The organism is Leisingera sp. ABM4_103, assembly GCF_056158685.1.
In genome coordinates, this window is the sequence record NZ_JBSWTU010000008.1 from 202,832 (window position 1) to 215,185 (window position 12,354).

10 protein-coding genes and 1 pseudogene are annotated in these 12,354 nt (G+C 57.5%); 6 read left to right on the forward strand and 5 right to left on the reverse strand.

Annotated features, from left to right (window positions below; genetic code table 11):
* Positions 1 to 307 precede the first annotated feature (307 nt).
* The 4 genes from ACXAED_RS24450 to ACXAED_RS24465 all read right to left on the reverse strand — a co-directional run bounded on the left by ACXAED_RS24450 (position 308) and on the right by ACXAED_RS24465 (position 5,529).
* Entirely contained in the window at positions 308 to 1,879 is a 1,572-nt protein-coding gene (locus tag ACXAED_RS24450; RefSeq protein ID WP_475054354.1) for a BCCT family transporter, read from the reverse strand.
* A 157-nt stretch (positions 1,880 to 2,036) separates the two neighbouring features.
* Complete coding sequence (locus tag ACXAED_RS24455; RefSeq protein ID WP_027233584.1) at positions 2,037 to 3,059, reverse strand: GlxA family transcriptional regulator; 1,023 nt, start codon at positions 3,057 to 3,059, stop codon at positions 2,037 to 2,039.
* A 252-nt stretch (positions 3,060 to 3,311) separates the two neighbouring features.
* Positions 3,312 to 4,532, reverse strand: a complete 1,221-nt coding sequence (locus tag ACXAED_RS24460) for a M24 family metallopeptidase (protein ID WP_027233583.1) — start codon at positions 4,530 to 4,532, stop codon at positions 3,312 to 3,314.
* 100 nt (positions 4,533 to 4,632) lie between these two features.
* Positions 4,633 to 5,529 (reverse strand): LysR substrate-binding domain-containing protein, encoded by an 897-nt coding sequence (locus ACXAED_RS24465; RefSeq protein WP_027233582.1) that lies wholly within the window; start codon positions 5,527 to 5,529, stop codon positions 4,633 to 4,635.
* 98 nt (positions 5,530 to 5,627) lie between these two features.
* On the opposite strand from ACXAED_RS24465, the gene ACXAED_RS24470 reads away from it, so the two are divergent.
* The 5 genes from ACXAED_RS24470 (at position 5,628) to ACXAED_RS24490 (ending at position 10,417) form a co-directional block, all read left to right on the forward strand.
* Entirely contained in the window at positions 5,628 to 6,443 is an 816-nt protein-coding gene (locus ACXAED_RS24470; RefSeq protein WP_036796624.1) for a creatininase, read from the forward strand.
* A gap of 19 nt (positions 6,444 to 6,462) precedes the next feature.
* Positions 6,463 to 7,581, forward strand: coding sequence for a polyamine ABC transporter substrate-binding protein (locus ACXAED_RS24475; RefSeq protein ID WP_027233580.1), 1,119 nt, complete (start codon positions 6,463 to 6,465; stop codon positions 7,579 to 7,581).
* Between the two features lie 82 nt (positions 7,582 to 7,663).
* Positions 7,664 to 8,509 (forward strand): ABC transporter permease, encoded by an 846-nt coding sequence (locus tag ACXAED_RS24480; RefSeq protein WP_027233579.1) that lies wholly within the window; start codon positions 7,664 to 7,666, stop codon positions 8,507 to 8,509.
* Positions 8,506 to 9,306 carry an ABC transporter permease gene (locus ACXAED_RS24485; protein WP_027233578.1) on the forward strand — a complete coding sequence of 267 codons (801 nt, stop codon included), beginning with the start codon at positions 8,506 to 8,508 and terminating at the stop codon, positions 9,304 to 9,306. The genes ACXAED_RS24480 and ACXAED_RS24485 overlap by 4 nt, the downstream gene beginning before the upstream one ends.
* A 16-nt stretch (positions 9,307 to 9,322) precedes the next feature.
* A complete protein-coding gene (locus tag ACXAED_RS24490) occupies positions 9,323 to 10,417 on the forward strand; it encodes an ABC transporter ATP-binding protein (RefSeq protein ID WP_027233577.1) in 1,095 nt (364 codons plus the stop codon).
* Positions 10,418 to 10,479: 62 nt separating this feature from the next.
* Here the strand turns inward: ACXAED_RS24490 and ACXAED_RS24495 are convergent, their stop codons facing one another.
* A complete protein-coding gene (locus ACXAED_RS24495) occupies positions 10,480 to 11,190 on the reverse strand; it encodes an IS6 family transposase (protein WP_027233576.1) in 711 nt (236 codons plus the stop codon).
* On the opposite strand from ACXAED_RS24495, the pseudogene ACXAED_RS24500 reads away from it, so the two are divergent.
* A pseudogene (locus ACXAED_RS24500) lies at positions 11,170 to 11,796 on the forward strand (biotin/lipoyl-containing protein); the annotation flags it as partial. The gene ACXAED_RS24495 and the pseudogene ACXAED_RS24500 overlap by 21 nt on opposite strands.
* Between the last annotated feature and the right edge of the window lie 558 nt (positions 11,797 to 12,354).

Here is a 12,354-nt window from a genome sequence, read left to right on the forward strand (position 1 = left end):
GAAAGCGCCATTTGGAGAAGCCGCCTTCAGGGGGCCGCAACCTACCAAACTGGACATCAACTAGGGTTTGTTCAGTTTTGCTGACCGGGAGCGGGGGTAAAGGTGAGCATCCGGTTCCTTAGGGCGGTTACCGTCACATCGGTGCTAGGAAGCCCGGCTACACAAACCTGCGCCGAGCCGGTCTGGCCGGAGCTGGCAACTTTTGTTGTGCATCCTGTCCCTAGAAATTTAGGTTAACGGGTATTCAAAAATTACACGCCACCCCACATCTTTTCGGGAGTGACGTGTAAACTTTATGCCCGATGCGCTACCTGGTAGGTATTTCCTCCTTCAGCGCTCTGTACAAGCTGATCATCATGAGAAGTATCACAAAGGAGAACGGCAGAGCAGCGGCGATCGATGCTGTTTGCAGAGCAACAAGACCTCCCGCGACCAGCAGCACGCTGGCGACTACTCCCTCGGTGACGCCCCAGAAGATCCGGACCAGGCGCGGCGGATGCTGGCTGCCCATCGCAAGCATGGTGCAGATCACCAAGGTGCCGGAGTCCGACGAGGTGATGAAGTATGAGGCAATCAGGAAAGTGACGATTGCCGCAAAGGCAGTGCCCCAGAGACCAACGTCCATGCCCTCAAGTGTTGCGTAAAGCGCTAGAGTCGGACTTTCATTCACCGCTTCGATGATACCGCCAGCGCCTTGCAATTCGATGCTGACCGCGTTGCCGCCGAACATTGCCAGCAGGAACATAGTGACAAGCGGCGGGACGATCAGCAAGGCAACCACAAACTCGCGCAGGGTCCTGCCTCTAGAAACCCGGGCGATGAACAGGCCGACAAAGGGTGACCAGGCAATCCACCAGCCCCAGTAGAAGACGCTCCACCAGCCCTGCCATTGCCGCCCCGGCTCTTCGTCCACCCACAGGCCCATCGGCACGAAGTTCTGCACGTAGTTACCTACGAGATTTACGTATTGACCAAGCAGATAGACGGTCGGGCCGGCAAAGAGGAAGAAGGCCAGGATGGCAAATGTCAGCCACATGTTCAATTCACTGATAATGCGGATACCTTTGGACACGCCCGAGACGGCCGAAAGCGTGGCAATGCCGGTCACTACAGCAATCAGGATGATCTGATTGGTAGTCGAATTGGCAATTCCGGTAAGCAGGTTTAGCCCCGTGTTCATTTGCTGAACGCCCAGCCCCAATGTGGTGGCAACGCCAAAAATGGTGCCAAAGATGGCCAGCAGGTCAATGGCATGGCCCCAGAACCCGTAGATCCGGTCGCCGATCAGCGGATAAAGGGTGGACCGCATCGAAAGCGGCAACCCTTTGCGGTAGGCAAAAAAGGCCAGAGACAATGCAACAATCACATAGACCGCCCAGCCGTGGACGCCCCAGTGAAAGGCAGTGATCAGCATTGCCGTGCTGGCGGCCAGCGCCGAGTTCGCCTCAGTTCCGGCCATTTCGATGAACGGGTTGCCTTGCAGGTGATACATCGGCTCGGCAATGCTCCAGAACAGCACACCATTGCCCATGCCTGCGCTGAACAGCATGGCAAACCACGAGAAGTTGCCGAATTCCGGCCGGTCGCTGTCCTTGCCCAGCCGGATGTGGCCGTAGCGGCTGAAGGCCAGCCAGATGCTGAACAGCAGGAAGATGCTGATCATCAGGATGTAATACCAGCTAAGGGTGCTGGTGATCCACAGCTTGATCCCGTCGAACACGCCGGAGGCGAATTCGACATTGGCTACCGTGAACAGCACAAAGGCGATGACCATGAGTTTCGAGGCTATGCTCATCCGAGCATGTACGCCTTTCAACAGGCCGGTTCTGGCGACGGCGTTATAGGGGTAGTGGCCGTCAAAGCCCTGTTCGAGTGACATTGTTTCTCCCTGTTTTTGTGTTTCGACTGGACCTGGGCGGGCCAGCCATGACCCGGCCTCCTAGGCCGGCAACAGGCAATAGGTGTTCAGCCTGAGACCTTAGCGGAGCAGTGGGGAGGCAGGTAATGAGAACTGCAAATACCTGGATTAAGGATGCTTATGGCGCGCAGCTGCTAAGCGACCAAGATTTGCGGAAACTGTGCGGCGAACGATCAAACTTCCGCTTGAATTGCCTGGAGAAGTACGAGGCATTTTCAAAGCCCGAGGCCATGGCGACCTCCCGCACGCTAAGGTCGGTTTCGTTCAGCAAGGAAAAGGCCCGCTCCAGCCGCAGGCCGAAGTAGAACTGCCAGGGCGACTGCCCGACATACTTTTGGAACAGGCGCTCCAGCTGGCGGCGAGAGACAGCCAGCGCACTTGCAATTCTATCCATGTCCAGCGGCTCTTCCAGATTCGCCTGCATTAAACGCACGGCACGGATCAGATTCTGATTGCGGCAGCCAAGCATTGATGACACCGGCGAAATCTGCCGCGACATGCCTGCTCCCGGGCGTTTGTGCAGGCACATGTCGGCAACGCAGGAAGCAAGGTGGGCCCCGCAGTGGGCCTCAATGATTTCAAGCATCATGTCTGTTGCGGCATGGCCACCACCACAGGTGTAAAGCCCGCGGTCGGATTCATAGAAGTTGCCGGACGGCTTGAGACAAGGAAACAGCTCGACAAAACCCGGGGCATTTTCCCAATGCAGAGTAAACCGCCGCCCGGTCAGAACACCTGTTGCCGCCAAAGCAAAGGCGCCGGTGCAGATGCTTCCAACGCTTGCACCATGCGCTTTCTGGCGACTGATCCAGCTGACAACCCGGCTGTCATAGGATTGCGCTGGCTCCGTCCCTGCACAGACAAAGAGCGAAGCGTTGCGGTCCAGGTCGACCAGCCCGGAATCAACCTGTATCGGAATGCCGTTCGAGCAGGTTACCGGAAGGCCATCCGGGCTGAGCGCATGCCATTCAAAAAGCGCCTTCTGCGTTAGCTGATTGGCAATCCGCAGCGGTTCGATTGCGGCGCTGAAGGCCAGCATCGTAGTTTTGGGCAGCAGAAGAAAATGGAATTTCTTCGGTGGCGCGTCGCTGTCGAAGCGTACAGTGGCAGCGCCTTTCGGAAGGAAGCGGTTGTCTTGCATGGGCGGTCTCCAGGACATTAGAAAGCAAGCTTCTGTCCGGGTTTTGATATTCAGGCATTTTCAAGCACCGCACACGCGGGCGCGGTGTGTTGTTATTGCGGGACGGGGAAGGCCAGACGCAAATAGACCCATTTGGCGGCGCTTTCGCTGGTCCGCTGCGGATCCGGGGCCAGCGAAAGCAGGCTAATGGACCCAGCCAGGACAACTAAACAGGTCAGCCCCTGCAGCAGTATTCCGGTCTTCCCCTGCATCTTAGGCCTTACCGCCGACAATGTTGTGCTCCGGGCCGTAGGGGAATCCGGTTATATTCTCGGCACCGTCTTCGCCTACGATCAGAATGTCATGCTCGCGATAGCCGCCTGCGCCCGGCGTGCCTTCTGGCAGCATGACCATTGGCTCCATCGACACCACCATGCCGGGCTTCAGCTCGGTATCGATATCCTCGCGCAGCTCGACCCCGGCCTCGCGGCCGTAATAGTGGCTTAGCACCCCAAAGCTGTGACCGTAACCGAATGAGCGGTACTTCAGCAGATCCCACTCCCGGTACATCTCATTTAGCTCCAACGCGATATCCTTGCACTTTGCACCGGGCTTGATCAGCTCCAGCCCGCGCTCATGCACGGCGACGTTCTTTTTCCAGATGTCCAGGCTGGCGTCGTCCACATGGTCGCAGAACAAGGTCCGCTCCAGCGCAGTGTAGTAGCCAAAGATCATCGGAAAGGTGTTGAGGCTGAGGATATCGCCGGACTGCACAATTCGGTTGGTGACGGGGTTGTGGGCGCCGTCGGTGTTGATGCCGGACTGGAACCAGGTCCAGGTGTCCATCAGTTCAACAAAGGGGAACGAAGCTGCAATCTCACGGATCATCGCATTGGTTCCTGCAATTGCCACTTCATGCTCGGCCACACCTGCCTTCACCGCATTGGCCACCGCTGCGCCGCCCACATCACAAATCCGCGCGCCTTCGCGGATCAGTTTCAGCTCCTCATTGGATTTGATCGTCCGCATCCACATGGAGGGGCCAGACACATCGACGAATTCCACATCCGGCAGCGCATCCTGCAGCGCTTGGCGATAGTCCAGCGACACGTGGTCGAACTCGATACCGACACGCTTAGCACCCTTGGTAAGCTCCTGCACAGCCCGATAGAAATTGTCGCGGCGCCAGTCGGTATAGGTGATGTTGTTTCCGAAGCTGCGGCGCCAAGGCTGACCGCCATCAATGCCCGCGGAAATCGTGGTCGCATTTTTCTGGTCGATTACCATACCGTACTTGCGCCCGAAGTAGCAGTACAGCCAGCCAGAATAATAGTTGATGCAGTGGTAGGAAGTGAACAGCGCCGCATCGACATTTTGTTTTGCCATCCAGCCGCGCAGCTCGTCCTGGCGGCGTTTCATTTCCTGGTCAGAGAATGGCGAAAAATCCTTCTCGCCATTGTGCCATTCCATGACGTGGAGCATATCTTCAGACATGTTTGATCCTTTCTTCGGAGCGTGTCCCAGTCGGTAACACCGAAAAAAGATCTCAAAAAATTAATAGATATGATCCTACTATAAATATCCCAAATTCATCCTACCCGGACGTCGGCTTCAGAGTCTTACGGAAGCCCCCAACGCCTCCTGCTATCTGTTCGATCAATTTCAGTGCAGCCTCACTCTGGCGCACATGTTTGTAGAACAACCCGACATGTATTCGCGCCAGCTGCGGAAATCCGATGTCCGGTGTCAGGATACGCATGCCCGGGAGCAGGGTCTTAGTTGTAAGGGCAGAAATGCCCCAGCCGCTGGCCACCGCGTTCTGCAGTGCCGAGATGCCGGGGCTCTCAAAAGCGATCCGCCATTTGCGCCCTTCACCATTCAGCGCTTCGATCACCCGGCCCCTGTAAACGCATCCCTCCGGGTGCAGAACCAGCGGCAACGGCTCATCCGGATTGAAATGAAACCCCTTTGCGCAAACCCATTTGGGACGTTCAGACCAGTAGTGCGAGACATATGGCGCCGGCATGGAGTCGGTAATGGCAATTGTCATATCCAACTCGTCCGCATGCAGCTTACTCAAAAGATCGCGGCTCCAATTGCAGCGAATGTCCAGCGTGACGGCCGGGTTTTCAGAAACAAAGTCCGAAATGATCTCCTGAAAGAAACCGATTGCATAGTCGATCGGCAGGCCGACCCGCAGCACGCCCTGAATGCTGGAACGCGACAGCCGAGCCACAGCGCTGTCGTTCAGCCGCAGTATTTCACGGGCAAACCCGATCAGAGCATGGCCATCTTCCGTAAGCGTCAGCTCCTTGCCCTGATGCACGATCAGTTTGCAGCCGCTGAGCTCTTCCAGACGGCGAATTTGCAAGGAAATCGCCGGCTGGGTCCGGCCAAGAGTTTGTCCGGTTTCAGTATAATTCCCTAGATCGACTGCCGTCACAAAGGTGCGCAGCAAGTCAGTTTGCAGGTTCGTGAACTTTCGAGACATTTACAAATCTTATTCTATCATTGCCACTATCAATTTCCCACATGGCGCATCTGGAGTCAAAGTAAAGCCAACCTTAACTTCCCGGATTGAGCCTCCCCATGAAGAACGCTTCAGTTTTTGCCGCCGAGCTGCCTTGGCCGGAGTATAAATCGCGCGTCACAGGTGGCAGCACCCCCATTCTGATCCCGATCGGATCGATGGAACAGCACGGGCATCACATGCCAATGCATGTAGACGTACTGCTGCCGACCGAGTTTGCCCGCAGGGCTGCGTCAGAAACCGGCAGCCTTGTCGCCCCGCCCTTTACCTATGGTTACAAATCACACCAGAAATCCGGAGGCGGGAACTTCTTTCCCGGCACTACTAGTCTGGATGGCAGCAGTCTGGTCAACGCACTGAAAGACGTGATCAAGGAATTCGCCCGCCACGGCAACCGCCAGATCTGCCTGGTGAACGGCCATTTTGAAAACTCCTGGTTCATCGTTGAGGGCATCGATCTGGCCCTGCGGGAACTGCGCTGGGACGGCATCACCGATATGAAAATTGTGGTGCTGTCCTACTGGGATTTTGTCGGCGATGACTCAATCGCCAAGCTCTACCCCGACGGCTTCCTGGGTTGGGACATCGAACACGGCGGTGTGTTGGAAACTTCGCTGATGCTCAAGCTTTACCCGGATTTGGTGTGGCTGCAGGACGCAATCGACCACCCGCCGGCCGAATTTCCGCCCTATGACGTCTACCCCCCGCACGAGGACTGGACACCCTCCACCGGCACCCTGTCCTCCCCCAAGGATGCCTCGGCGGAAAAGGGCGAGCTGCTTCTCAATGTCTGCACCGCAGGGATCGTCAAAGCGCTGCGGAAAGAATTCGGAGAACGCTCTCCGGCAAGCGCGGCGGCTACAGCTGCGCAATAAAACCAGCAAGGAGACTGACATGACTGCCAAACTTACCCATCCCACCCGGCGGGCGCTGCTGAAGTCGGCCGCAGGCGCGGCCCTCGCAACCCCGTTTCTGTCTATCCGGGCCGCGGCCGAAACCGTGAATCTGTCGATGCTGGCGTGGTATGGCCATGCAGAGCCTGATGTCGTTGGCGAATTTGAAGAGCTGCACAATGTAAAGTTCACCCCGAAATACTACACCGGAGGCGACAACATGCTGGGCCTGATCGCCCAGTCGCCGCCGGGCACCTATGACGTCATCCTGTCCGACGCCGAATATGTTCAGCAGTTGAACGCGGCCGGATACATTGAGGAACTGGACCCAATCGACTATGCCTTTGATGACTTCTTCCCGGAGTTCCAGCAATTCCCGGGTCACTGGAAGGACGGCAAGCTCTACTCGGTGATCACCCGGTTTGGCTTCCTCGGCATATCCTATAACGCCGATGTGCTGAGCGAGAGCGATGCGGCCAGCTACAACGTCTTCGGCGACAGCCGCCTGACCGGCAAACTGGGCCACTTCGACTGGCACCTTCCAAACTTGGGGCAGATCAGCTTGCTGAACGGCAATCCCAATCCCTTCGACCTGAGTGACAAGGCTTGGCAGCAGGTGCAGGACAGCACCATGGCGCTGCGCGGCCAGGTGGGCGGATTCTTTGACTATGGCGGTACTTTCTCGTCGCTAAAGAACGGTCAGATGACCGCATTTGCGGGCATTGGCGACTGGATCACCGGCGTGCTCGAAAAAAACGGCGCCAATGTGCGCACCGCCATTCCGGAGGAAGGCGGCCTGCAGTGGACCGAGAGCTTCTCGATCGGCAAGGGCTCCCGCAACCAGGAGATGGCGCGCAAGTGGATTCAGTACATCACCTCGCCGGAAGGCCAGGCGAAATCGGCGGATATGGCGGCCTACCCGGCGCTGATCCCCAACAAGAAGGGCTGGGTCGTGCTGAATGAGGCGAACCCGGCCGAAGCCAAGAGGCAGAACATGGTGCTGGGCCAGCACAACGCCATGGACCTGATCCGCGAAGACCGCATCAAGTACCGCCAGCTGCCAGTGCAGCAAAGCCTCGAGGACTGGAACGACTTCTGGTCCGATTACAAAGGCGCCTAACCCCACCAGCACCGGAGCTGTCTCCTCCCCCGGCTACCGGTGCCCAACTGAAGGTCAGCTGCCTCCCGGCGCTGAAAGACCAATGAATACACGGCCGAATTTGTTTTCACTGACGTTCTCGCTGCCTCTACTTATCTGGCAGCTGGCCTTCTTTTTGTTTCCCCTGGCGTTTCTGGTGGCGCTCAGTTTCTGGACGGTGCGGAATTTTCAAATGCAGCCCGATTTTGACACTGTGAACTGGGTCAAGATCTATTCCCGCAGCGTGTTCTGGGATGCCTACTTTAGGACCCTGCTGCTGGCTTCTGCCAGTGCGGTGCTGATCAGCTTGACGGCTTTCCCGGCGTCTTATGCGATCTCGTTCAAACTGGGCGAAAATGCGAAACGCTGGATGATCTTCGTCCTGATCATCCCTTTCTTCACCAGCTATCTGGTCCGGGTCTATTCGCTGCAGGTTTTCCTGTCCGACGCGGGCATCCTTAATGCCTTCCTGGGTTACTTTGGCCTCGGCCCGTATCCGATGCTCAACAACAGCTTTGGCACCCTCACCGGTTATGCCACCCTGTGCCTGCCGCTGGTAATCCTGTTGCAGGTCTTCAGCCTGAATTTTGTGAACCGTGATCTGGTCGAGGCCGCCCACAACATGCGTTGCGGCCGCCTGCGGACAGTATTGGAAGTGATTATACCTTCCGCCAAAGCCGGTCTGGTGATCGCGGGTCTCTTCGCCTTCATCCTCAGCTTTGGCGACTTTGTGAGCCCCCTTTACCTGGGCGGAGGCAACCCGCCGACCCTTTCGATCATGATCACCGACATCACCAAATCCGGGCAGCAATGGCCGCGCGCCGCGGTAGTGGCTCTAACGATGATCGCCACACTCCTGACAGTAGCCTTTGCCGCCATCAAATTCGCTTACAGGGAGGCTGGAAAATGACCGGTAACCGCAACCCCATTATCGACGGCCTTCTGAAACTGCATATCACGCTGTGCCTGATTTTCATCTTTGCACCGATTGTCGGCAGCTTTGTTTTCTCACTAAACTCGGACCGCTTTCCTTCGCTGCCGCTAGGCTCGTTCTCAACTGAATGGTACCGGCTAATCTGGGAAGATCCGCTGGTCTGGGCCGGCTTCTTCAACACTCTGCTGGTTGGCGCCTGCGTTGCAGCGATTGCCACGCTGCTGGGATTTGGCGGCGCCTACACCGACTTCCGCTACGAGTTCTTCGGCAAAACCGCCTATCTGGCCCTGGCCCTGCTGCCGCCCACCATCCCGGTGGTAATCATGGGCCTGGCGATGCTGGCTTTCCTTTCCCGTATCAGCCTTTCCGGCAATGTGGTCTCAGTCATCATTGCCCACGGCGTGATGTGCAGCCCCTTTGCCATGGCCATCATCCGATTGCGCCTGTCGCAGATGGACCCGGATCTGGAAGCCGCAGCCTGGAACCTGGGCGGTAATGAATGGGTGACCATGCGCCATGTGATCATCCCCTTCACCAAACCCGCAATCTATGCCGCCTTGTTCATCACCATGGCTGTTTCCTTTGACGAGTTCGCGGTGGCCTGGTTTGTGTCGGGCCTGAACGAGACCCTGCCAGTCAAGGTTTTGGGCTTCCTTCAGGGCCAGGTCAGCCCCCGGATCAATGCCATCGGCTCGCTCGCCTTTGTCAGCTCAATCTCCTTCATCGTGATTGCCCAGCTTCTGATGCGCAATCCAAACGCCAAGACCTCTTAACAGACAGGACAGAGCCATGCTGGACACTCCAATCGTGCATTTTGACAACGTTGTTAAAAAGTTCGGCAGCTTCACCGCTGTTGAAAAGGCCGACTTCCAAATAGCCCGCGGCGAATTCCTGGCGATCATGGGCTCTTCGGGCTGCGGCAAGACAACCACCTTGCGGATGCTGGCCGGACTTGAGGACCCGACCGAAGGCAGCATTTTTCTGGACGGGGAGAAGATCAACGGCAAGCCGACTTGGGAGCGGGACACGCCGATGGTCTGGCAGAGCCTGGCCCTGTTCCCTTTCCTTACGGTGCAGGAGAATGTCGAATTCAGCCTTAAAATGCGCAAAGTGTCCAAGGGTGAACGGCGTGAGCGGGCCCGCAAGTGGCTGGACCGGCTTGGTATCCTGGAGTTTGCTGACCGCAATATCTCGCAGCTGTCCGGCGGCCAGCGCCAGCGTGTCGCGCTCGCCCGTTCGCTGGTGACCGAACCTAAGATCCTGCTGCTGGACGAGCCGCTTTCCGCTCTTGACGCCCACTTGAAAGTGCGCATGCAGTCGGTACTTTCGGGCCTACAAAAGGATCTGGGCATCACTTTCGTCTACGTGACCCATTCGATGTCCGAGGCCTTCTCCATGGCCGACCGGGTGGTGATCATGAGCCGCGGTAAGATTGAACAGATCGGTACGCCCGAGGAAATATACCGCGAACCGCACAACCGCTTTGTTGCGGACTTCCTGGGCTCATCCAACGTGTTTGCCGGCAGCCTCAAATCAGGCGGAAATGAAGCTTGGCAAGTTGCATCAGAACACTCGGCATTCACATTGAAAGCGCCTTCAGAAGTACAAAAGACTGAAGGATCTTCGCTGGCTTTTGCGGTGAGTTCTGAGAACATGTCATTAGCCGCCATTGGGACGCCCTGGACAGGAAACAGCATTGAAGCCACGGTTGTCGGCGGCGAATTTGCAGGGGCCTCTGCCACTGTCTTCTTGGAAACCGATCAGGGTCAGGAACTTAAAGTGCAAAAGGGACATGACGAACTTAAGACGGTAGACATCAGAGCAGGACAGAGACTTTTGGTTCACTGGCTGCCGGAGCATTGTCACGTTCTGCCTGGCGAATGAACAGTCTAACGGGCATTGCCAACTTATTTGCACCCGGCTGAATGCGGCCTGCTCCGCGCCCGTCATGCGGTCATCTCGAGTGCGTAGCCGTTCCAAAGATCAAAGGCATCGGATCGGGCGTGGCGGTACGATGTGGCGGTAAGACGATAGCGGCGGGGACGGAAGAACATGTTGATCTGGTCATGTGCGTCCAGAAATCTCTGAGCCTGTCCGGGTGACTTGAACCGCCCCATGAGTTTCTCTCGCTTGCGGGTTGGCCGATGGGATCCTTCGATCCGGTTGTTCAAGCCCTTGTGCGCCCGATGATCAGCATTCGCCACGAGGTTGCGGATCGGCCTGATGTAACTGCGCAGCTTGTCGGTGATCACGACCCGCGGCGCGCCAAACCGGTCGATCAGCCGCTTCAAGAACCGGCTGGCGGCCTTTGCATTACGTTGCTTTTGCACGAGAATGTCGAGCACATTCCCATTCGCGTCGACTGCCCGCCAAAGCCAGAACTTCACGCCATTGATCGGAACAACGACTTCATCCAAGTGCCATTTGTCACTGGCGCCCGGCCTGTCGCGCTTGATGCAATCGGCGAAATGGCGGCCAAACCGGTTCACCCAGTTCCGGACGGTTTCCCGGCTGACCATCACGCCGCGTTCGGCCAGCAGATCCTCGACATCTGCCGTGCTCAGCGCAAACCGATGGTAAGCCCAGACGGCATAGGAGATGATCTCGCGGGGAAAACGAAAGCCCTTCAGGCGTCGAATTGTCGCCACGGTTTTCATGATGACCGCCTATCCCGACGGAACCCCGTGATCAACTTGGCAATGCCGTCCAAGCAGCTGGAAGGCTTTAAGGTCGATGACGAGGACCTGAACGGTTATCTGATGTATCCCAAGGTGTTCCTGGACTACATGGGCCGCCACCGCCAGTACGGCCCGGTCCGCACCCTGCCGACCCGGACCTTCTTCTATGGCATGGAGCCGGGCGAGGAGATCACCGCCGAGATCGACCCGGGCAAGACCCTGGAAATACGTCTGCAGGCGATTTCCGACACCGACGAGAAGGGCGAAGTGAAGGTCTTCTTCGAGCTGAACGGCCAGCCCCGCGTGATCCGGGTGCCGAACCGTCTGGTCAAAGCCTCGACCGAAGCCCGCCCGAAGGCACAGGCCGGCAACCCGAACCACGTTGGCGCGCCGATGCCGGGTGTTGTCGCATCGGTTGCGGTGCAGGCAGGCCAGCAGGTGCATGAAGGCGACCTGCTGCTGACCATCGAAGCGATGAAGATGGAAACCGGCATCCACACCGAGCGCGGCGCGGTGGTGAAGGCCGTGCACGTTCAGGCCGGCGGCCAGATCGACGCCAAGGACCTGCTGGTTGAGCTGGAATAAGCAACAAGCTCTGCTTGGGCTGGGTCTTCTTGCGTCAATGTGCCGTTGCGCTGCTCCCCAACCTTGGACCGCCAGAAGCTGGATTTTTCCGGCTCTGTCACGATGACGGGCTGGTGACGCCATCGGGATAATGCATGGCAATCGGGACGTTGTATCCGATTGCGCTGTGGGGTCTGTTCTCATTCTTGTACCGACGCCAATCCTCCCGCCGGGCAATCCTGAGATGGGCCGACAGGAAACGCGTGGATTGGAATTACATCGCCCCCGGAAAAGGCGCAGGTGGCTAAAAAAAATCCGTCCGTTTCGAGAGGAAACGGACGGCGAGAACAGGAAGGTCAATGGGGACTTGACTGTTCACATGTATGTTCGCGCTTCTCGGGAGCAAGGGCTGGAGAGTATGGGGGGCGGAGTTGGCAAGTATCCGCCATAGGCAAGTTCGTGTCTTCGCATTAAGGCTTTGGACGGAGGGCGGGGGGCAATCGCCTACTGACTTTGGAAAAGCGAACCTGCGGGCGTTTGCAGCATGCGCCCGCCGGGATCGCGCCTAGTTGACAAGGA

Coding starts and splice junctions, on each gene's coding strand:
- ACXAED_RS24460 (WP_027233583.1), bottom strand. CDS start 4,532: ATGTCTGAAGATATGCTCCACGTCATGGAATGGCACAATGGCGAGAAG.
- ACXAED_RS24470 (WP_036796624.1), top strand. CDS start 5,628: ATGAAGAACGCTTCAGTTTTTGCCGCCGAGCTGCCTTGGCCGGAGTAT.
- ACXAED_RS24490 (WP_027233577.1), top strand. CDS start 9,323: ATGCTGGACACTCCAATCGTGCATTTTGACAACGTTGTTAAAAAGTTC.
- ACXAED_RS24480 (WP_027233579.1), top strand. CDS start 7,664: ATGAATACACGGCCGAATTTGTTTTCACTGACGTTCTCGCTGCCTCTA.
- ACXAED_RS24450 (WP_475054354.1), bottom strand. CDS start 1,879: ATGTCACTCGAACAGGGCTTTGACGGCCACTACCCCTATAACGCCGTC.
- ACXAED_RS24455 (WP_027233584.1), bottom strand. CDS start 3,059: ATGCAAGACAACCGCTTCCTTCCGAAAGGCGCTGCCACTGTACGCTTC.
- ACXAED_RS24465 (WP_027233582.1), bottom strand. CDS start 5,529: ATGTCTCGAAAGTTCACGAACCTGCAAACTGACTTGCTGCGCACCTTT.
- ACXAED_RS24485 (WP_027233578.1), top strand. CDS start 8,506: ATGACCGGTAACCGCAACCCCATTATCGACGGCCTTCTGAAACTGCAT.
- ACXAED_RS24475 (WP_027233580.1), top strand. CDS start 6,463: ATGACTGCCAAACTTACCCATCCCACCCGGCGGGCGCTGCTGAAGTCG.
- ACXAED_RS24495 (WP_027233576.1), bottom strand. CDS start 11,190: ATGAAAACCGTGGCGACAATTCGACGCCTGAAGGGCTTTCGTTTTCCC.